The following is a 21,753-nucleotide window of genomic DNA, read 5'->3' on the forward strand; positions in this document are numbered from 1 at the left end:
CGCTACTTGATGTGGCGGTGTTTTTGTTGGGTAATATGAATTAGTGGTTTTGCACTGTTTAAATTAAAACAAAAAATCAGTCCTATATGAACCCAAACCGCACCCTAAAAGTTAGACAACCTTTGAGGTGCATTATATATGGCAAAAAAATCATTTAGATGAAAAAAGTTGCAGTTGTTTATTGTGAGATGAAAATATCATGATGCAGATTCGGCTCAATGAAGAATCTATTGCTATGCAGGGCAATTTACCATCAGCGGTGGTCAATGCTGTTATCCAGGCAATGGAATCACATTCTGCGCTTTCAGCATTATTACTACAACCTGATTCAAAATCATTAGAGATTGTAAAATCCGTGATTTATAAGATATTAAAATCAGGGGGAGCAATTTGATATATGATATAAATCACAATTATCGGAGCAACACAGAATCGGATCGAATAGATTTGGGTGTTGTAAAGATGGGGTTTATACCGTAAATTTAACAGATGATACACTGCGAGTGGCAGCTTATATGCGAGCGGTCAATACCGCTCCAAATTATCCTTCAAAATCTTTTCGACACGGCTGGTGTGCTCGGCAATTTGCTTGTGCATATCATCCAGCATTGCTTTACTGACTTCAACATCATGACCTGTATTGAGTGCTTTGGCAATTTGGTTGATGTTTACGCCTAGGCGATACAACTCGTAATTGTTCCGTCTTAGGTTTTCCATCTCAAATCCTAGCAACTCATACTTGCCGTATAGATTGCTTCTCACAAGGCAACGCAAGTAGTGCTGGATTGAACTATCAGTCGATTGTGCAATTTTAGCTAAATTATCATAATCGGCTTGTAGCACGCTAAACTGTATGCGTTTGGTGTCTTTTGAGTTGATTGCTGGCTCGTCCAATCGCTCTTGCTTGACCATATCAATGACGGTAGCACCGTTCATCTTTTCGTTAATCAGATGCAAAATCGCCTTGGTTCTGCTCTTTGAGCCAAGCACATTTTGGGCGAAATTTCGCAAAAAATCACGATGTTCTTGGGTTAATCCCTTGAGCAAAAAAGTAGCCATCAATCCCCCAAAAGATCAAAAAGTCAGCGGTAGCTGGTCGCTTGGTGCGACACTATAATCATGCCAGTGCCATGATTATAGCACAGAAATATATATTTTTGTCGGCGGTAGCCTATCCTGCAATCTAAAATAATCAAAGCAAAAACTTGGTTTATCGGACTGATTTGCTTCTGTCTGATTTTTTATTCTGGCAGTTTGGTGTAAATAAGTGGCATGTAGATACGTGTGGTAAACTTTAGTCAAATATAGTTAATTTTGGTCAAATATTATCAATTTTTGGATTGTAGAATGTAAGTTTTTGGTTAATAATAGTAAACTATAATCAATTTTAGTTAATTTTGGTCAATTTTTTGAATTGGAGCTACAAAAATGGGAAGAAAATTACTCACCACTGCTGCAATACGCCGAATTATTAGCTTGCGAACTGATGAAAATTCAAACCATACTTTTGCAGATATTGCTAAAACGATTCGTGATGAGTTTGGTATTGATGTATCTATGCATGCAGTCAGAAAGGCTTACAATAAACACAAAGATACACTACCATCGTTTGTACCAAATGTTAAGCTTGTATCAACAGTACAAAGCGAATCAAACAGCAGGATGGCAGATGGCGGTATTGTCACACAGGCTGTCAAAGAAGCAGATAGGGTGGCAAGTGAACAATACTTGTCAAAAAAAATGCCGTCACGCACTTCAGGTGGGCGAGTTCTTGAAGATTGGGAGAAGTCGGCTCAGAAGTTCTTAAGTTTGTCGCATGATGAAATGATTGAAAAATTAAATTCAGGAACTTTGATAGAGGAAATTAACGATCTAAGTGACTTTGAATAGATTTCTCTAAAAGATGCCAAAATTGTTAAAATACCATATATAGTGATTGATTTTTATTAAACTTCTATATATAGTATATTGATGTGTAAATCTTAACTCACTCACGACAATTTTTAGGTAATAGGAGAAGTCTTATGGGAATCCCAAATAATTCTTTACACTTAGTAATGCAATCAAAAGGTGGATCTGGAAAATCTGTATGCTCTTTTTTGCTGTCGCAATATTTCGTTGATCGACTGAGGGTTGATGGTGTACAACTGGTTGATACAGATCCTAATAATAAAACTTTAAGCTCGTTTAAAGGTCTGAAGGTCAAAGAGATAGATATTTTGACAGGAGTGGGTATGGAGAAACTGATTGATCCCGCGAAGTTTGATATTTTTATCAATGATTTTTTGGATTCAGATAAGCCTATGGTTGTTGATACCGGCTCAGGCGATTATCTTGCTATTGTAAGTTACTTCAATACAAATAATGTGATAAACCATCTGATTGAGGCAAATAAAGAGGTTTATATTCACTGCCCAATTAATTTTGGACAGTCATCACGTGATACGCTGCATTGTTTTGTATTTCTGGCCACCTCCTTTCCTCAGGTAAAGATGGTTGCTTGGGAAAATGAATTTTTTGGATTGCCGTCTGCTGAAAAGGTTAACTTGCAGAATCTGCCCAATTATGTAGGTGCGGTAAAGCTGTCAAAGCGCCAAGCTGATACTTTTGAGAGAGATTTTGCAAGCGTTTTGATAAATCGATTGACATTTGAAGAGGTTCGTATGGGATTGCATCCGCAATTTAAGTTTATGAATATTGCTCGAATTGCGCGCATTAAAAATGAAACGTTTGAACAGATTGATAATATTTTTAACTAATATCCTGCATGGTGTTGGGTGAGTGAGATCTGTGTTAATAGAATGGGAAAATAAAGAAAGCAATCCCACTTCGCCAATACATTAAAGACCTTGAATATCAAGGTCTTTAATGTATTTTTCCCACTTCCCCAGGAATCCCAGTTGTTGGGAAGGTTATAAAGCCGAGGCTATAATGATGAATTCGAGTGAATCAGCTCTTTTCGAGTTTATCAATCCAATTGCTGTAAAAATCCATCAATTTTCTCCTGTCTTCTAGATATTGAGCTTTGTTATACACACCGCGAACCCCGTTAACTTGATGAGCTAAAGAAAATTCAATAACTCGTTCATCAAATTTATAACCGTTTTCATCAGTAAAATCATTAAGCTTAGTGCTTGCGATATGGCGGAATCCGTGCAAGGTTTGCTCACCATGATAGCCTAATTTTTTTAGATAATTTCTGAAGCGCTGAGTGGTACACGGTTGATTAAGTGTGGCGCGAGAAGGAAAAAGGTAGGGGCTAACACCAGTCCAGGTTTTCAGCTCTGTTAGTAGATTGATTACAGAGCTGGATAGTGGGACTATGTGGGTACGACGTTTTTTCATGCGATTGGCTGGAATTTCCCAGATTTTATTTTCAAAGTCAAATTCACACCATTTGGCCTGAGTGAGTTCATTGGGGCGCAAAAAGGTGCGAGACAGTATTTGCAGATAAAGTCTTACAATGTCATTATCTATATTCGCAATCGCTTTTAGTAAATCAGGTAGTTCGTATTCGCTGACATGAGCTAAATTAGAGCTGGGATGATTTTTCTTAAGGTGATTTTCAATTTTATTGATGGGATTTCTTGTTGCAATATCATGCACAATTGCATAATCGTAAATATTTCGGCAGTGAGTGCGCACACGATTAGCTGTTTCTATCATGAAATCACCTTTGACATTTTTCTTTTGATAGATTTCAAGGAATAAATCTAACCATTCCTGCGGTTTGATGCGATTAATTGGACGGTTACGCATTTTTGGATAAATGTGATTTGCCAGCCGCTCGGCGGTCTTTTTTGCATTATCGTTAGACCAATTTGATGCTACTTTTTGATCCTCAATCCATTTTTTTGCAACCGCTTCGAATGTTAGAGAGTGTTTTGAGCGTTTTGCATTAACTTCACCATTGTTTATTTTTTGCATAAAAATGCGAGCAGCTTCACGAGCAGCGCTTCCCGTAATCTCAGGATAGCTGCCGAGCCCGGCGATCTGCCATTTTAAATTATCAGGATTTTTGTAGCGAATTCTCCATTGCTTACCACCTTCCGGTGTAAGTCTTAAATATAAAGTGCCTCCATCAATTTTACCATCTGGTATGTCTTGAGCTGATTTAAAACTTGGATCATGCTTCAGTGATTTGATGGTTGTATCAGACATAGGGTATTTTTTTATTTCATGCTTGTACATTTTTTGATAAGTCTCCATGCTGTTAATATAAAGGATGGTTTGGTTTAACATTGCCTTTACAAAAAACAAATTTGTTCCTTTGTAAAAATAAATTTGTACCTTATAAAAAAACAAATCTGATGGTCGAATTATAACAAAAGTACCCTTAAAAAAACAATTTGTACCTTTGAAAAAATCAACTATAAAGATACAAGGAAAGGTACAAAAAATCTTTGAATGTGTGTATTTAAGCGTATTAATACATACCAAACAAAAACCCCTGAAACCTAGTGGTTTCAGGGGTTTTTGAGAGATTTTAGCTGATATAATCAACTGGGTTTTTATGTATTTGGTGGAGATGGCGGGAGTTGAACCCGCGTCCGCCAGCACTACATCTATGACTCTACATGCTTAGACTCTGTCTTTGGCTTTAGCCCGCACCGATCCGACAGTCAGGATGGATTGGGCGATTTGCTGAAAGTTTCGCTTGAAGCATCACAACGCTACTTCAAGCTAGCCTCTGTGCGTTCGCATCGGGGAGAGCAACCAGACCAAAGGCAATCTGTGCCGTCCCAAGCAGCCCTTAGGCTGCTAGTGCGTAAGTTTCGTCGTTTGCGACTATTTTAAATGTATGTTTATTTACAAGAGTCACACGCTCTTGACATGCATCATTAGGTTTCGCTACCAGCGTCGAAGCCAGAACATCCCCTTGATGAGTCGATTATGACAAAACCCAGTGCGTTTGTCAAGTTTGAGCGTCAGATCAGCGCTCTGAATAATTTGGCATGGCGGTAGGTTTGCCTTGTTTGTCGATATAATAGGCTTGATCGCCATCGACGACATAAGCTGCGCCTGCCAAAAAGTCATAGACCAGATCATACTTGATGTCAATGACGACTTGGCCTGTCTTATCGATGAAGCCGTATTTGTGCAGTGCCACACCATCAGCGTCAGTTTCGCCAGTTTTTAAAGTGACAGCGGCCAGCCCTTCAGAAAAATCTTTGGCCGAATCAAAGCTGGGTGCGATGGCGACTTTGCCCGATTTGTCCAGATAGCCATAGCGATCGCCTTGTTTAAACAGCACCAAGCCTTCTTCGAACCAGTCGCCGACGACCTCATATTGCGGCTTGATGATCACTTTGCCTTTGGTGTCAATAAAGCCGTATTTGCCATGTTGTTCGATTTTAGCACGCCCCTCCCAAAAACCCCACGCATCGGTGTATTGTGGCTTGATGGCGACTTTGCCTGAGGTATTAAGATAGCCGTATTTGTCATTTTGGCGATACAATGCCAAGCCATCACTGAACGGATACGCTTCTTGGTAGATGATCGGGATGATGATCTTGCCTGATTCATTGACATAGCCGTATCGGTCGTCTTTGATCACAGGTGCCAAGCCCTCAGCATAGCCACAGTCTGACCCGATGGTAGCGAATTCCACATCATCAGGCAGGGCGAGGGCTGTACAGGCAGGCAGATCTTCTTCATCAAAAGTGTGCGTACTGATGACAGCGTGGGACATCATCGGCATCATCAGTGCCAATAGCAGCCATCCTGTGCGCTGTGAATAAGATGAGGTATGGGTTTGAATGGTCATGATAACTCTCGATCAATTAACAAGGATCGCGATGACTAAGCATGGCGATCAAAAGCGCTATTTTGGCATAAATTGCTGTAAATTGCCATCACCAAAAGCGCATCTAAGTCGTCTATGGTCGTCTTCAGCTAAGCGATTCGATGATTGCTTGTTTTAATGCCTGAAGCATCGCATCACTCAAAGGCTTGCCGTCACCAGCACTCAAATAAAACACATCTTCGGCACGCTCGCCCAAGGTGGTGATGCGCGCGCCATGCACTTCGATGTTCAAGCGACTAAATACAGCGCCAACTTTGGCCAGCAGCGAAGGGCGATCTTTGGTGATCAGGTGCATCTGTTGATGACCTTGATGTGCCAATGGCGTGGCTGGCGTAAAATAAATCTGTGTCGGCACGGTGAAGTGCTTAAGCTTACCCTCAGGATTAAAGGTCTTCACTGGCGGACAAATCCCGCCATGTTTAAGCCCTTCGCTCAGCCCGTGTATCATCACATCGATGCGCTCAGGACTGTTCATCAATGATGCTTGCTCGTCTGTGATCATCTGATCGATCAGCACATAAGAATCCACCGCCGTACTCACGCCATCGATATTTGCTGATAAAATCGTCGCATCCAACACACTAAGCCCCAGCTGATCGAGAATGCAGACCGTGGTGGCGAATAGATTGTCTTGATCTGGGGTGCAGATCAACAGCTGCATACCGCGCAGCGACAGTTCTTTATGCTCGCGCAAAGCGATGATCGGCTCGCCTTGCTTAAGCTTATGTTCTGCTGCTAGGATTTCTGCAGATTGCCAAGCGATGTCTTGATGTTTTTGTTTTAAAAAATATTCCTCGCCAAAGCTTGACCACAGCGTCTGTAAGCGCGCATCATCGACCATCGGCAACAGATCTTGGGCTTTGTTTTTGCGGTTTTCGATCACCAGATCTTTGTCGGTGACATGACTGCCTAGGCTATGCACCCGATGCACAGAGATGTACAGCTGCTTGAGTAGAGCGGCGCGCCAAGTATTCCACAGCTGGCTGTTGGTGGCATTCATATCGGCGACGGTCAGCACATATAGATGGTTGAGCCGCGTGATACTGCCGGTAAATTCAGCAAAATTGGCGATGACTTCAGGATCTGAGATGTCTTGCTTTTGGGCGGTCAAAGACATGGCCAGATGCTCAAGCACCAGCCAGCGCACCAGCTCAGCATCCGACTCATTCATGCCGTGCGCCAAACAAAACTCATAAGCATCCACCGCACCCAGCTTGCTATGATCACCGCCACGACCTTTGGCGATGTCATGAAAAATGGCGGCGATGACCAAAATGTCCTTACGGGTGATTTTTTGATAAACTTCACTGACCAAGCCAAAATCCTCGGCGCGCGCTTCATCCCCAAAGCGGTGCAAAATCCGCACCAACAGCAGGGTATGGGCATCCACCGTGTAGCGATGAAACAGATCATACTGCATCAGCCCCATGATTTTGCCAAAGGCAGGCAGATAATTGCCCAGTACCCCAAATCGCTTCATCAGTCTAAGGCGGTGAAATAGATAATTGCCTTCTTGCAGATTCATCAAAAACAGCCGTTGATGCGCCTCATTGGCACGATATTCCTCATCAATCAGGCTACTGGCCAGATAGATGGCTCGCAAGGTACTGGCGGCAATTTGGCGAATGCCTTGACGACCCATCACCAAAAAAATCTTCAATAAATTGATCGGATGCTGCTCAAAGGCATCAGCACGACGAATGGCGATCTTGACCGGTCGCTCACCTTCGCCTGTGATATCGGCATCGGATTGCACCAGACAAAAATCATCGTCGATGTCCACCATCCGCGCTGTGGTTGCCAGATAATTTTCATAAAAATACTCGCACAACACTTCGGAAAATGCCGCCACTTTCATCGCATGGCGATAATACAGGCGCATCATCGCCTCAAGTGCTGCAGTGATGTCTCGGTGCGTGGTGTGGTCGGTGTGCAGATAATAGCCAAAGCGCTGAGCGATGTTTTTTTGGTGATCGAATAACAGTCGCTCTTCGCCGCGTCCTGTCAAGGTGTGCAAATGATGGCGAATGCACCACAAAAAACGCCGTGCTTGGGTAAGTGCGTGATATTCTTCTTCATTGATAAAATCAGTCTTGGCCAGTGCGCTCAGATCTGACTGCCCAAAATAAAAGCGACCCAGCCAGCCGATCATTTGCAGATCTCGAAGTCCACCGGGAGCATTTTTGATGTTCGGTTCAAGGTTGTATTCGGTGGCATTGTGCGCAAGGTATCGCTCTTTGGATTCTGCCATTTTTGCTGCATAAAATGACTTGGCGTCCCAGATTTGCTTGACTGTCTGATAAGGAAATTCTGCCAATAAAGCATTACCTGCCAATAATCGCGCTTCGAGCATGGCGCTGGCGATGGTCTGATCGGCTGCAGCAAGCTTGGCCTCATCTAGGCTGCGTACCGAAAAAGCAGGGGTGATGCCAATATCCCAAAGCCGTGCCACAAAAGCTTCTATCTTTGATTTGATGGCATCAGGGTTATTACCGATCAATAAGATATCAATGTCGGATGCGGGCAGCAGTTCACCACGACCATAGCCACCGACCGCAAACAATGCAACATCTTGTGAAAAACAAGACAGCTCAAACAGCCTTTGTAAGATCACATCGATGGCCAGTGTGCGAATGTGAATCAATTGTTCAATGTGATGCACCGCATCGATGCCATAAGCGACCACTTGACTGTCGATGGCTTGATTTAAGGTGTTTAGATAGCTTTGGATGCGTGTGGTGTCATCGTCCGAGCCGTCGAGCATTGGCGGCGTGTCGATTTGTAGATGCAGATGTTGGCAAAGCTGCATAAAGCAAGTGATGGCAGTGTTTGACATAGGGTCTTTGGTCTAATACCGAAATTTCAAAAAAAACAGGGGCAGTCCATATAGACGCCCCAAAGTGCATGAGATCATCAGATCATCATTTATTCAAAAAGCTTAAGTCTTCTTCGGGGCGAGCGGTGGTGACGATACAGCCGTCATCGGTGACGATCAGTGTATGCTCCCATTGGGCAGACAGCTTACGGTCTTTGGTGATGGCGGTCCAGCCGTCTTTCATGACTTTGGTCTGCCAGACGCCTTGGTTGATCATCGGCTCGATGGTGAATGCCATGCCAGTTTTTAGCTCGACGCCTGTGCCTGCTTTGCCGTAGTGCAGCACTTGTGGCTCAGCATGGAAAGTCTCACCGATGCCATGACCGCAGAATTCACGCACGATGCTAAAACGCTCAGGCTCGACGACTTTTTGGATGGCTGCACCGATGTCACCGAGTCTTGCGCCATTTTTGACGACTTTCATGCCAGCGTACAGCGCTTCTTGGGCGACGCGGCAGATGCGTTCGGCCATCACTGAGCCTTCGCCGACGATCCACATCTTGGAAGTATCGCCATAAAAACCATCAACAATCACGGTGGTGTCGATATTGATGATATCGCCATCTTTTAATAGGCGTTCGTGGTCAGGAATGCCATGACAGACCACATGGTTGATGCTGGTGCAGATGGATTTTGGGAAGCCGTTGTAGTTGAGCGGTGCAGGAATAGCGCCGTGATCTAGGATGAATTGATGTGCCAAATCGTCAAGCTTACCTGTGCTGACACCCACTTTGACATAGTCATCAAGCATGATGAGCACATCAGCGGCAAGCTTGCCAGCAATTTGCATTTTTTCGATTTGTTCGGCAGTTAAAATAGGAATATTTTTGCTCATAATAATTTCAAAATAAAAATGGTCATGAAAATTCACAACCATTTTACCGCAAATGATAAGTTTTCACAAATCAGCATCATGATTTCACAAGATATTTTTGTAAATCGTTATAATCATGCCAAATGACAAAAGCGATCAATCTTCATCGAGTAAATCTTGCTCACGAGCGGCTTGCAAGATGATGCTAGAGCGGTTGCCACTGCGGCAAAAGATGTGCAATGGGCGTTCGGTTCTATTAAAAAAGTCAGCAAATTCTTGTACATGACGCATCTCAAGCATCCCACCGCTAAAAGGAATGTGTGCATAGATGATGCCATGTTCAGTGGCAGCAGCTTTGATGGCGTCGCTCGTTGGTTGACCTGCTTCTTCGCCATCAGGACGGTTATTGACTAGAGTTTTGTAGCCTTGTTCGGCAAGTGCCTTGACATCATCGACAGTGATTTGACCTGAGATGGTAATGGTATCGCTCATGAGGAATCCTTAATGATAAAAGTTATGAGTAGCTTACTCTGATTTTTTGGTTTTGGCAAATGGTTTGTGCTGGGGCAAGTGTGTTAAAGCTGCGGTGATGGGTTATAAATTTGGCTAAAAATCATTGATTAATTAAAGCGTACATCAGTGCACTGACTGCTTGGTCAAAACATAAATAGCATATTTAGAAAATTATAAAATATGCTAAAATGATACAATCATGCCATCCGTCAATCAGCTTGATGGCGACAGTTTTCTAAACGGATTTTTTATTATGCCAATGCCTTTTTTAAAAAAACGCCTAGCCAACATTATTCCTACCAAATCAGCCGAGCCGACGCAGTATCCGCATTTGTTTGAGCCGCTGGATTTGGGGTTTACGACTTTAAAGAATCGCCTGGTGATGGGTTCGATGCACACGGGGCTTGAGGATCGTTTTTATCATTATGGCAAATTGGCAAGCTATTTTGAGGCACGAGCCAAAGGCGGTGTGGGCTTGATCGTGACGGGCGGGATCTCCCCAAATAAGCAAGGCTGGCTGACACCATTGGGCGGTACGCTCAATCGCTTGGCGGATGTGGTGCATCATGCTCGTGTCACTCGTGCAGTGCATAAGCACGGTGCCAAAATCTTATTACAAATCCTACACTCAGGGCGTTATGGCTATCACCCCTTTGTGGTGGCACCAAGTGCTATCAAATCACCGATTTCACCGTTTAAGCCGCGGCAGATGAGCCTTAAGAATATCCAAGCGACCATCGCTGATTTTGCCCAGACGGCAAGCCTAGCCAAAAAAGCAGGTTATGATGGCGTTGAGGTTATGGGTTCTGAAGGTTATCTAATCAATCAGTTCTTGTCAGCACGCACCAATAAGCGAGCGGATGCTTATGGTGGTAGCCTTGAGAACCGTATGCGTTTTGCCATCGAAATCGTGCAGGCAATCAGAGCGGCAGTTGGGACGGATTTTATCATCAGTTTTCGCCTATCGATGATTGAGCTTGTCGAAGAGGGCGCAGTGATGGCGGATGTCATTGCGCTGGCAAAAGCGCTGGAGACTGCTGGCGTGACCTTGATTAACACAGGCATCGGCTGGCATGAAGCTCGAGTGCCGACTATCGTGACCAGCGTGCCTAGAGCGACTTTTGTGCGTTATACTGCGGCCATCAAGCAGGCGGTATCGATCCCTGTCATCGCAGCCAATCGCATCAATATGCCAGCGACTGCTGAAGCCATCATCGCCAGCGGTCAGGCGGATATGGTGCAGATGGCACGACCATTTTTGGCGGATAGTGAGTGGGTCAATAAGGCATATCATAATCAAGCCAATCTTATCAATACCTGTATCAGCTGTAACCAAGCGTGCTTAGATCACACCTTTAGCGGTGAGCGTGCATCGTGTTTGGTCAATCCTTTGGCGTGTCATGAAAGTGAATACAGCATCAAACCTGCCAAAAAACCCAAAAAAGTCATCGTCGTCGGTGCAGGTGTGGCTGGACTGTCAGCGGCGGTGACGGCAGCATCTCATGGGCATCAGGTGAGCCTGTATGAAGCCAAGCCATTCATCGGTGGGCAGTTTAATATGGCAAAGGTCATCCCGGGTAAAGAAGAGTTTTTTGAGACGATTCGTTATTTTCGTGAGCAGATTGCGACACTTGGCATTGATTTGCATCTAAATACGATGGTAGATAAGGCGTTCTTGGATGCTCAAGTGGCCGATCATATCATCATCGCCACCGGTGTCGTGCCGCGAGAAATTGATATCACAGGTCGATCACTGCCACAGGTGATGAGCTATAGTGAGCTATTGACCGGTGCCAAAGTTGCTGGCGAGCGTGTGGCGGTGCTAGGGGCTGGCGGCATTGGCTTTGATGTGGCAGAATTTTTGGTGCATGGGGCGGGCGTGTCCACTGATATCAATGATGCTGGCTATCAGCCACAGGCGCAGACGGCGGATGAGTTTTTTGAGCAATGGGGCGTCGATACTGATGCCAATTATCAAAGCAATGGTGCACTACAGCCTGCCCATCCACCAACGCCTGCTCGCCAAGTCTATTTGCTGCAGCGTAGCAAGGGCAAGTTTGGCAAGAGTCTGAATAAAACCACAGGCTGGGTGCATAAAGCTGCCATCAAACAAGCGGGGGTCATCCAGATGGCAGGCGTGACTTATGACAAGGTCACCGAAGAGGGTCTGTGGGTGACGATCGATGGCACAAGTCAGCTACTGCGTGTCGATACGGTGGTGCTGTGTGTCGGCCAAGAGTCGGTCAATCATCTGATGCCGCAGCTGGGCGACACACCAAAAGCTGATTATCAAGTCATCGGCGGTGCTAAGCTGTCCGAGCGACTTGATGCCAAGCGAGCCATCCGTGAGGGCTTTGAGGTGGCGGTCAGACTATAAAGTAGGTCTGAGGGTTCGCTAAGCTTTGCTTTAGCGATAACTCAATGCCTCAGCAATGTGCGCAGTCTCGATCGTCGCAGCGCCTGCCAAATCGGCGATGGTGCGTGCAACTCTCAGCGTGCGATGATAGCTGCGCGCAGACAAATTCAGCCGCGCCTGAGCCATCTTTAGCATCTGCTGGCCGTCACTGCCCAGTGCTGCCACTTGATCCAGATCACTGGGTGTCAGCTGATAGTTGGCTTTGCCTTGGCGAGCGATGGCGATGTCTCTTGCAGCGACGACGCGCTCACGCACGGTCTGCGAATCCTCTCCAGCAGGTGCATTTTGTAGGTCATCGATCGGCATTGCAGGTACTGTAATGTGCAGATCGATGCGATCTAGCAGCGGTCCTGAGATCTTATCTTGGTATTTTTTGATTTGTTCGGGGCGACAGCGACAGCGATCAGAAGGGTCGCCATGATAGCCGCAGGGACAAGGATTCATCGCTGCGATGAGTTGAAAATCTGCTGGAAATGAGACTTGAGCATTCGCGCGTGAAATAAAAATTTCTTTAGATTCAATGGGTTGTCTTAGAGTTTCTAAAGTTTTTCTATCAAATTCTGGTAGTTCATCTAAAAAAATTGTTCCAAAATGGGCTAAGGATATCTCACCGGGTTTGGGTTTTGAGCCCCCGCCAACCAGTGCCGCTGATGAAATGGTATGGTGTACCTGACGGAAAGGTCGCTCACCGAACTGATATTCCACCCCGGCGATGGAGTAAATGCTTGCCACTTCTAGGGCTTCATCTTCGCTCAGAGGTGGCAAGATGCTAGGCAGCCGAGATGCCATCATTGTCTTGCCAGAGCCAGGCGATCCTGTAAACAGCAGCGAATGTCCGCCTGCCGCTGCGATCTCAAGGGCGCGACGCGCATGATGCTGACCTTTGACATCCGCCAGATCCTGTGCATAGACCACGCCTTGACTGTGTATCGGTGCGCTAGCGACAGGCAACAGATCTGCTTGATTGTTATTGGCACCGCTGACCACATCCAAATGCCGACATACCGCTGCCAGACTCTGTGCTGCCAACACCGTCAAGCCACCAGTTTTTGCTGCTTCATCGGCATTTGCAGTAGGGGTGATGAGCGTGCGCGTCTTGCCCTCACTTTTGGTGTGCTTGATGGCGCGCGCTACTGACAACGCGCCTGTGATGGCACGCAGATCACCATTGAGTGCCAATTCGCCAACAAATTCATACTCATCAAGTACTTGATCATCGATCTGACCGCTGGCCGCCAAAATCCCCATCGCAATCGGTAAATCCAGTCGCGCACCATCTTTTGGCAGATCGGCAGGCGCCAGATTGATGGTTAGGCGGCGATTGGGAAATTCATAGCCTGAGTTGATCAATGCTGAACGCACCCGATCTTTGCTTTCTCGTACTGATGCTTCGGGCAGTCCAACGATGGTGAGTGCAGGCAAGCCTTGGGACAAATGCACCTCCACCAGTACTTGCGGCGCATGCAGACCAACGACAGATCGGGTATAGACTTTGGCAAATGACATAATCGCATCCGTGAATTTTATACTAAAATTAATCTCAATCTTAACATCAAAGCAAAACTTCTGGTAGTATAGCACAACTGAAGATTTTCGCCAGTATGCGCAGCATCCACGATGGGTTTATCCGCGATCATTGATTGATATTTTACCATTATCAGAGAATCCAATCACCCAAAAAAACTGCCCAAGCTTAAAGCTGGGCAGTGGTGTTATTGATCGATCATTTATCTAAAAAGCGCTTAATTTCATTGATGCGCTGTTTGTTACGGCCAAACAGATGATGAGCTTTTTTTAGTAAGCGCAAAATCTTCGTCAAGCGGCTTTCGGTAAAGGCTGCCTCACCATCAGGAATGATGACTGAATTGCCTGATGCATCGATGGTGCGACGAGCATTATTGTCAAAGCCATGGGTCTCGCCAGTCTCGTCAGTATCCTCGGATACGATGCGAACGATGTCTTGTTTTTCGCGCAGTGGTGCAGTCTCAAATAAGGCTGCCAAAGGCATATCAAGCTCTTTGGTGGCACTGGTTTCGATCTTGTCCAAATGACGATACAGCTCCACAAACCAAGGATCGTAATCAGCAGCCTCTAGCTGTTCTAGCTCGCTTCTGATTGGCAGTGGATACGGCAAGCTTTTATAAAACTGCCACAGATTGATGGTGGCCAGATTGGTTTTTAGGATGTATTCATTGTTTTTGGTTTCGGTAATGAAATCATTGCTCACCAACTGATCCAAATAAATACTCCACTTTGGCAGCTCTTTGCGACCAAGCATGCCGCGCAGCTCATCTTCGCTGACGGTTTCGCCATTTTGATAGCGTTTATAAGCCAAATTTAGCATGTCTAGCAGACTTAGCAAAGGATGGCGTACTGGCACTTCTTTGGTTTCAAAGATCGTCAAGGTGTAGCTGATCTGAACACCAAGCAAGATCAAATTCCATGACAGATAAATCCATAGCAAGAAAATTGGCAAAGCAGCAAAGGCGCCATAGATCGCCTCATAGCTGGTAAAATTGGTCATCACAGTGCTGAACACTTGCTTTAGCGTCTCAAATAAGATGGCGGTGATGACACCAGCGATCAGTGCATTTTTGATGGGTACTTGAGCTTTTGGAATGAACCAATACATCAAAATAAAGCCAGCAGCAGTAAAGAAAAATGAGATCACATACGCCCAAATGCCCCAGTCAATGCCATAGCCACCGATCTGGCGATTCAAAAAATCAACGCTCTGAATGGCGCTTGAGGCACCAAAAGCCACAGCCAAAATCACAGGTCCTAGCGTGATGATCATCCAATAGCGGATGATGCTGGCCGCGCCGCCAGAACGGTCTTGGACGCGCCAGATTTTATTAAAAGCGTGTTCGATGGTGTTCAAAGTCATGATGGCGGTCACGAACAGCGCGCCGACACCGACCAAGCCTAAGTTACTGGATTTTTCGACAAAAGACTGCATATAGCCAGCGATTTGGTTGCTGGCTGAGGGGAATAGATTATCAGAGATCATCTGCTGCATCTGTTCGCGCAGATCGGCCAATGCAGGCACGCTTGAGAAAATTACCAAAACCACCGTCAACATCGGCACCAATGCCAATAAAGTGGTGTAGGTTAAGCTTGCAGCTTTTTGTTGGGTCTCATCTTCGATAAAATGGCGCACCAATAAACGCAGGTACATGAACCAAGCATGGTGAGCAAAAGGCAGTTTGTTGAGAAGGTTTGTCATAATATCCTTTCTTGGCAAATTTGCTAACTATCTCTCTAGTGTAACAAATATTGCTTAATTTTACAGGCTAAATTTGTGCAATTATGTATCAAAGTTTTAGACAATGTAAATATTTTGGCTTTTTTTGGATGGTGATGGGGTCGATGGATTGGGTTTTGTGTTACTGATGGGTGCTTTAATTTTTTTTGTTTTGTGGCGATGGATATTTGGTATAATAAGTGTTGATGCATTGATGCGTCAGCTTTGTATCAAGGCTGATGCTTTTTTTAAAAGGCCAAACAATGACTGCTGCCCCTTATGTGCTAGTGTTATACGACACCACCAAAGACACCACCAAATCGCTTGCCTATCTGATCGCCCAAGGGGTGATGGATGTAGGCATGGCGGTGAAGATTCGCCGTGTACCTAAGGTATCTGCTGTGTGTGAGCAGATTGCCGATGGTATTCCTGATGAGGGTGATTTATACTGCACCCAAGATGAGCTGGCAGGCTGCGCGGGGCTTGCATTGGGCAGTCCGACACATTTTGGCAATATGTCAGCGAGCATGAAATATTTTTGGGATAATACCGTGTCGCTGTGGTTGGCAGGGGATTTACAAGGCAAGCCTGCCTGTGTCTTTACCAGTACAGGCAGTCTGCATGGCGGCCAAGAGACGACGCTCGTCACCATGATGATGCCGCTGCTGCATCACGGTATGCTGCTGATGGGCTTACCCTATGCGCATTCTGAGCTATCGACTACCGCCCGTGGTGGTACGCCGTATGGGGCAAGTCATGTCTCAGGCACTCGCCATGAATTTGCCATCACTCAAGATGAAAAAGCTCTTGCCATCGCTCAAGGGACAAGACTTGCGACACTTGTCAAGCAGCTTGGCAAAGCAGGTCAAGCATGAGAAAATCCAATAAACCAACCAAGCCTGCCAAGCCCATGCACCAAGCCTTAAAGCCAACATGGGCTGTATGGCTATTGATAGCAGCGATCCTCTATCCGCTGGCTGTGTCGGTGAGTACAGGCGCGTCCTTGTGGGCAGGCGTAGCAGTGCAGCTACTTGGCCTGATACCAGCGCTGCTATGCACGCCTTTTATCTGGCGGGGCAATTCGCCTTATGCGCTGATCTGGGTAAGCATGGTGGCACTTGTTTATTTGGGCGCGGCAGGTGTGATGGCGCTACTGCGCCTTTATGAAGCGGCACCAGTGGCGGTATCGGTGGTGCAGTGCATCGAAGCGGTGCTATTATTGATCATCAACTGCCAATTATTCTTATTGCTTAAGCGCTTGCCTGCTATGCATAAACAAAACGCACAATTTAAATAGACTTTCTAAGGTGGCTGCCAAGCCAACATAAAAGCCCTGACGACACATCAGGGCTTTGGTACTCTTGGTGTTGATGGGTGGATTATTTATTAACCTTGGTCAATTCCATCGAGATGACCTTGCCATCGGCAGTTTGACTGACTTTGATGGGCAGATAATTGAGACTTGGAGCGAGCCAAAAGCTCGTCGCACGGTCGCGGTCATCATGGATGCGATCGATCCGCACCACATCATAAGTGCCTGCTGGCACAGTGATTTTGCTGCTACCGGCTTTTTTGAATCTAGTGGTTTCGATCGTTGTGCGTTTGACCAGTGGATATGAGCCGCTGAATTTACCATCGATCAGCTCTTGACGGATTTGTGCTTCCAAACTCAAATCATCATACGCTTGGCGCGGCATGGCGATGGTGGTGGCCTTACCTTTATAGGTGCTGACGACATTTTTGGCGCGATTATTAAATTGCACCGAATGTGTATTACCTACGCCCAAGATCCGAGCAGACATCGATGACGAGCTTGGGACGATGCGACCCCCTGATAGGCTGAAACTGGCGGTTTGGCTTAAGGTGGCGATGCCGGCAGCGCGAGCGTTGACGGTGTATTTGTAGTTATTGCCAGTTTTGACCAAAGTGCGCGTGGCAGTGCCAGTTTTGCCATCGGCACTGACTTTATAAGTCGCAGAATAGCCTGGCAAATCAGCCGCCTGCGCGATGAGTGGCGCGCTGGCAAGCGTCGTGGTTGCAGCAGTGGCCAATAGTACATTGCGCGTTTTTTGATTGATTTTGTGATCGAAAAATTTTTTTAACAGTGATTTTGTCATGATTTTCTCCAATTTTGCGATAATTCATTCTGCAAATTGCAAAAGTTTCAATGATTTGAAAAACTTGTCTTTATAATGGATATATTTTGTTACATTTTCAAGCAGCTTATCGCGGCGTTTTGTGGTTTTTATGTCAACCGATTCGTAAATTAAGCAACAATTCCTCATTTGTTTGCCAAAAATACGCACAAATGTAACCATCTGACAGCAATGTGATTGCCATTAAGGTGATGTTAATGGGCTATAAGTGTCTATTGATTGCATTAAAACATCTCCAAAAGCAGGATCAAAAGTGCAAAATTTTTATTTTTTTGCTTGAAATTTGGCACCCAAACACCACTTAGCTAGACAGAACATTTTAAAATTGATTTTTTAAATCGGTACTTTTTAAAACTTTAAATTCATGGAGTTATTATGAAAATTCGTCCACTACACGACCGCATCGTTGTCCGTCGCACCGAAGAAGAGCAAAAAACCGCAGGCGGTATCCTATTGCCAGGCTCTGCCCAAGAAAAACCACAACAAGGCGAAGTCATCGCAACTGGTAATGGTCAAATCACGGATGCAGGCGTGCGTGCGCTTGATGTCAAAGTTGGTGATACCGTACTATTTAGCCAGTATGCAGGTCAGACGGTCAAAGTTGATGGCGAAGAGCTGCTGATTATGAAAGAAGGCGATGTATTAGGCGTATTAGAAGCTTAATGATCGGTTTATAATTTATCAACAATTTGAATTAAAATAATGGAGAAATTCTCATGGCAAAAGATGTAAGCTTTGGCGTATCAGCCCGTGAAAAAATGATCAATGGCGTCAATGTATTGGCAAATGCTGTCAAAGTCACACTGGGTCCAAAAGGCCGTAATGTGGTGATTGACAAGTCATTTGGCGCACCGACTATCACCAAAGATGGCGTATCTGTCGCCAAAGAAATCGAGCTTGAAGACAAGTTTGAAAACATGGGCGCGCAGCTGGTGCGTGAAGTCGCGTCAAAAACCAATGATGTCGCTGGTGACGGCACCACCACAGCGACCGTACTGGCCCAAGCCATCCTAACCGAAGGCATGAAAACTGTCGCTGCTGGCATGAATCCAATGGATCTAAAGCGTGGTATCGATAAAGCAGTGCGCGCTGCTGTGATCGAGATCAAAAATCTATCAACACCAGCCAACGACCATAAAGCCATCGCACAAGTCGGCTCTATCTCAGCCAACTCAGACACCACCATCGGTGAGCTGATCAGCAAAGCTATGGAAACTGTCGGCAAAGAAGGCGTGATCACTGTCGAAGAAGGTTCAGGCTTTGAAGATGCGCTAGAAGTGGTTGAAGGTATGCAGTTTGACCGTGGCTATATCAGCCCATACTTTGCTAATAAGCAAGACAGCCTAACTTGTGAATTTGACAATCCATTTATCCTACTGGTTGACAAAAAAATCAACAACATTCGTGAAATCGTGCCACTACTTGAAAAAGTGATGCAAACCAGCCGTCCGCTACTGATCATCGCCGAAGATGTCGAAAATGAAGCATTGGCAACACTGGTCGTGAACACCTTGCGTGGCGGCCTGAAAACTTGTGCGGTCAAAGCACCCGGCTTTGGTGATCGTCGTAAAGCAATGCTACAAGACATCGCAATCTTGACTGGTGGTGTGGTCATCTCAGAAGAAGTGGGTCTAAGCCTAGAAACTGCTGAAATCGCTCACCTAGGTACTGCCAAAAAAATCACCGTTGGCAAAGAAAATACTGTCATCGTGGATGGCGCTGGCAATAAAGCTGACATCGATGCTCGTGTCGAGTCTATCAAACGCCAAGCAGAAGAATCTACTTCTGACTATGACCGTGAAAAACTACAAGAGCGTGTCGCTAAGCTATCAGGCGGCGTCGCGGTAATCAAAGTCGGTGCAGCAACCGAAACCGAAATGAAAGAGAAAAAAGACCGTGTCGATGATGCGCTACACGCCACTCGTGCCGCTGTCGAAGAAGGTGTCGTGCCAGGTGGTGGTGTTGCGTTAGTGCGTGCATTGGCAGCCTTGAGCGAGCTAAAAGGCGACAACGACGACCAAAACGCAGGCATCAACATCCTACGCCGTGCGATGGAAGCGCCACTTCGCCAAATCGTCACCAATGCAGGCGAAGAAGCGTCAGTCATCATCAACCAAGTCAAAAACGGCTCAGGCAACTATGGCTATAATGCTGCCACAGGCGAATATGGCGATATGCTAGAGATGGGTATCCTTGATCCAGCCAAAGTGACTCGCTCAGCACTAGAGCACGCTGCATCTGTCGCAGGTCTGATGCTGACCACCGAAGTGATGATCACTGACAAGCCGCAACCTGAAGCACCGATGCCAGCTGGTATGGGTGGTATGGGCGGCATGGGCGGTATGATGTAAAAAAATCATCCGATTGCGGGCTGCTGCGTCGTTAGGCTCACTTGATGTACTTCATGTACACCTGCGTTCGCCTGCCTAGCATCAGCCACGCACTCAAACGATTTTTACTTGTCTATGATAGGCTATTGCGTCGCCAAGTTCGCTCGATGTACTAGATTGTACATCGTCGCTCACTTGACTTAGCACTAGCCACATACTAGACGGCGTAAAATCCCTATAAGCACTCAAACGATTTTACTTGCTTATTATTGGTTTGTATCATGCCATTGGGTTTGATTAGCCTATATAAACAGTGAAATCCGCTTTTTAAGCACCAAATCAATCCCCAAAATCTTACGGTTTTGGGGATTTTTATTGGCTAAATGATTGGGTGAAATTGCATTCGTGATGTGTTTTGGTTATGATGGGTTTATTTTATTGATGATGAATTGGAGTAACTGATGAGGCGGTTTTTGGTGGGATTGGCGTTAATCACGGCAATTCCTACAGCCTATGCCAATACGGCAGATTATTCAAAATTGGCGGTGGGTGACTGGCTGTGTCATTATGAATATCGGTTATTGCATATTAGCGGTATCCAATATGAAAAGTCTTATTTGTACATCAAGCTATCCAATAATGGTCGCTTTATCACTGATACAGTTGGGCAGGTTCGTAAAGACAATGTTGATGGTGTTTATCGTGCCAAGAGTGAAGGCATTTGGTGGATTGATGGCGATCGATATCACTGGGAAGCGACCAAGGTATTACAACTGGACTACTCAGATCGCTTAGAGCTGGTTGGTTTTGGTGAGTTGATGAATGAGTTGATCACTGTGTCCGAAAAAATCATCCGATTGGATAATAAGCATTTTGATACGGTGGATGATACTGATGAGTCTGACCCTTTATATTTCAACTGCACACGGCTATAAACTTAAGCTAAAACCAATTAAAAAGACCAACATAGAAAAATGCCCAAAATCTCATGGTTTTGGGCATTTTTCTATTGGCAGAATTTATGCTATGATGGTGCATCCAATTATTAAGGATAAGTGATGAAAAAATGTATGATAACCATGCTGTTACCGATGCTATTAGTCTTGGTCAGCTCGCCGGTTTGGGCAAATACATCCAAGCTGAATACTCAAGAAAAACAGCTGCTGGGTAAATGGCTGTGCCAGTATGATTATAAAGGTGCTGATTTTGCCAGTCGTGGCTATTATCATGTCGAATATTTGGCAGATAAGACCTATGTGCAGCATGATGTCGCCAAACTCACGACAGAGTGGTTTGGCGAGACAATATCAGGGATGACGCGCTATGGATCAAACGGTGACTGGTGGATCGAAGACGGTAGAATTTATGATCGACCAGTTGAGCTTTTTAAGTTTGAGTACGACCCAAGGCTTGGCGCGATTCCTTATTGGGTGGAGACTGCCCAGCCAGATGGCAGCGTGTATGACGAGCGCATCACGCAGTTGACCCGTACGCAGCTGATCACACTTCAAAGAATCGATGATGATGAGGCAGAAATGGTCTGTCAGCGCCTGTAAACCGAAGCAGCATTGGCGAAAATCCGCTGATTGGGCTATAATA

19 protein-coding genes and 1 other RNA gene are annotated in these 21,753 nt (G+C 45.5%); 10 read left to right on the forward strand and 10 right to left on the reverse strand.

Translation table 11 applies throughout. The annotated features are described in order from the left end of the window. Positions 1-199: 199 nt before the first annotated feature. The gene (locus B0681_RS10390; RefSeq protein ID WP_143821239.1) at positions 200-394 is read left to right on the forward strand and encodes a hypothetical protein; all 195 of its coding nucleotides are present in this window, start codon (positions 200-202) and stop codon (positions 392-394) included. Between the two features lie 131 nt (positions 395-525). Here B0681_RS10390 and mobC read toward each other — a convergent pair whose 3' ends face one another. Beyond that, a complete protein-coding gene (mobC, locus tag B0681_RS09995) occupies positions 526-1,059 on the reverse strand; it encodes a plasmid mobilization relaxosome protein MobC (RefSeq protein WP_078318574.1) in 534 nt (177 codons plus the stop codon). 369 nt (positions 1,060-1,428) lie between these two features. On the opposite strand from mobC, the gene B0681_RS10000 reads away from it, so the two are divergent. Together B0681_RS10000 and B0681_RS10005 are read left to right on the forward strand one after the other, a co-directional pair. Continuing rightward, a complete protein-coding gene (locus B0681_RS10000) occupies positions 1,429-1,890 on the forward strand; it encodes a hypothetical protein (RefSeq protein WP_078318575.1) in 462 nt (153 codons plus the stop codon). 134 nt (positions 1,891-2,024) lie between these two features. After that, positions 2,025-2,759, forward strand: coding sequence for a nucleotide-binding protein (locus B0681_RS10005; protein WP_078318576.1), 735 nt, complete (start codon positions 2,025-2,027; stop codon positions 2,757-2,759). Positions 2,760-2,949: 190 nt separating this feature from the next. Here the strand turns inward: B0681_RS10005 and B0681_RS10010 are convergent, their stop codons facing one another. The 6 genes from B0681_RS10010 to B0681_RS10035 all read right to left on the reverse strand — a co-directional run bounded on the left by B0681_RS10010 (position 2,950) and on the right by B0681_RS10035 (position 9,987). Further along, positions 2,950-4,242, reverse strand: coding sequence for a tyrosine-type recombinase/integrase (locus B0681_RS10010; protein WP_143821240.1), 1,293 nt, complete (start codon positions 4,240-4,242; stop codon positions 2,950-2,952). A gap of 278 nt (positions 4,243-4,520) precedes the next feature. Further along, positions 4,521-4,879: a transfer-messenger RNA gene (ssrA, locus tag B0681_RS10015) on the reverse strand. A gap of 54 nt (positions 4,880-4,933) precedes the next feature. Further along, positions 4,934-5,767, reverse strand: a complete 834-nt coding sequence (locus B0681_RS10020; protein WP_078318578.1) for a WG repeat-containing protein — start codon at positions 5,765-5,767, stop codon at positions 4,934-4,936. A 124-nt stretch (positions 5,768-5,891) separates the two neighbouring features. After that, the gene (gene glnD / locus B0681_RS10025; protein ID WP_078318579.1) at positions 5,892-8,642 is read right to left on the reverse strand and encodes a [protein-PII] uridylyltransferase; all 2,751 of its coding nucleotides are present in this window, start codon (positions 8,640-8,642) and stop codon (positions 5,892-5,894) included. An 85-nt stretch (positions 8,643-8,727) separates the two neighbouring features. Beyond that, positions 8,728-9,516 carry a type I methionyl aminopeptidase gene (gene map / locus B0681_RS10030; protein ID WP_078318580.1) on the reverse strand — a complete coding sequence of 263 codons (789 nt, stop codon included), beginning with the start codon at positions 9,514-9,516 and terminating at the stop codon, positions 8,728-8,730. 135 nt (positions 9,517-9,651) lie between these two features. Then, positions 9,652-9,987: a TIGR01244 family sulfur transferase gene (locus B0681_RS10035; protein ID WP_078318581.1), complete on the reverse strand. Its 336-nt coding sequence runs from the start codon at positions 9,985-9,987 to the stop codon at positions 9,652-9,654. Between the two features lie 280 nt (positions 9,988-10,267). Between B0681_RS10035 and B0681_RS10040 the strand changes: the two genes are divergently transcribed. Continuing rightward, positions 10,268-12,385, forward strand: a complete 2,118-nt coding sequence (locus B0681_RS10040) for an NADPH-dependent 2,4-dienoyl-CoA reductase (RefSeq protein ID WP_407661982.1) — start codon at positions 10,268-10,270, stop codon at positions 12,383-12,385. 30 nt (positions 12,386-12,415) lie between these two features. Here the strand turns inward: B0681_RS10040 and B0681_RS10045 are convergent, their stop codons facing one another. Both B0681_RS10045 and B0681_RS10050 read right to left on the reverse strand, forming a co-directional pair. Then, the gene (locus B0681_RS10045) at positions 12,416-13,930 is read right to left on the reverse strand and encodes a YifB family Mg chelatase-like AAA ATPase (RefSeq protein ID WP_078318582.1); all 1,515 of its coding nucleotides are present in this window, start codon (positions 13,928-13,930) and stop codon (positions 12,416-12,418) included. A gap of 217 nt (positions 13,931-14,147) precedes the next feature. Further along, the gene (locus tag B0681_RS10050; protein WP_078318583.1) at positions 14,148-15,650 is read right to left on the reverse strand and encodes a YihY family inner membrane protein; all 1,503 of its coding nucleotides are present in this window, start codon (positions 15,648-15,650) and stop codon (positions 14,148-14,150) included. A gap of 281 nt (positions 15,651-15,931) precedes the next feature. Between B0681_RS10050 and wrbA the strand changes: the two genes are divergently transcribed. Continuing rightward, positions 15,932-16,543, forward strand: coding sequence for an NAD(P)H:quinone oxidoreductase (gene wrbA / locus B0681_RS10055; RefSeq protein ID WP_078318608.1), 612 nt, complete (start codon positions 15,932-15,934; stop codon positions 16,541-16,543). Continuing rightward, positions 16,540-16,965 (forward strand): hypothetical protein, encoded by a 426-nt coding sequence (locus tag B0681_RS10060; RefSeq protein ID WP_078318584.1) that lies wholly within the window; start codon positions 16,540-16,542, stop codon positions 16,963-16,965. The genes wrbA and B0681_RS10060 overlap by 4 nt, the downstream gene beginning before the upstream one ends. An 82-nt stretch (positions 16,966-17,047) precedes the next feature. On the opposite strand, the gene B0681_RS10065 is transcribed toward B0681_RS10060, so the two are convergent. Further along, complete coding sequence (locus tag B0681_RS10065; RefSeq protein ID WP_078318585.1) at positions 17,048-17,785, reverse strand: DUF3108 domain-containing protein; 738 nt, start codon at positions 17,783-17,785, stop codon at positions 17,048-17,050. A gap of 411 nt (positions 17,786-18,196) precedes the next feature. Between B0681_RS10065 and B0681_RS10070 the strand changes: the two genes are divergently transcribed. The 4 genes from B0681_RS10070 (at position 18,197) to B0681_RS10085 (ending at position 21,710) form a co-directional block, all read left to right on the forward strand. Further along, entirely contained in the window at positions 18,197-18,487 is a 291-nt protein-coding gene (locus B0681_RS10070; RefSeq protein WP_169835693.1) for a co-chaperone GroES, read from the forward strand. 53 nt (positions 18,488-18,540) lie between these two features. Continuing rightward, on the forward strand, positions 18,541-20,175 hold the full coding sequence (gene groL, locus B0681_RS10075; protein ID WP_078318587.1) for a chaperonin GroEL: 1,635 nt from the start codon (positions 18,541-18,543) through the stop codon (positions 20,173-20,175). 440 nt (positions 20,176-20,615) lie between these two features. Next, a complete protein-coding gene (locus B0681_RS10080; RefSeq protein ID WP_078318588.1) occupies positions 20,616-21,089 on the forward strand; it encodes a hypothetical protein in 474 nt (157 codons plus the stop codon). 123 nt (positions 21,090-21,212) lie between these two features. Continuing rightward, positions 21,213-21,710, forward strand: a complete 498-nt coding sequence (locus B0681_RS10085; RefSeq protein ID WP_078318589.1) for a hypothetical protein — start codon at positions 21,213-21,215, stop codon at positions 21,708-21,710. Positions 21,711-21,753: the final 43 nt, after the last annotated feature.

It is taken from the genome of Moraxella porci DSM 25326 (genome assembly GCF_002014855.1).
GTDB lineage: Bacteria > Pseudomonadota > Gammaproteobacteria > Pseudomonadales > Moraxellaceae > Moraxella > Moraxella porci.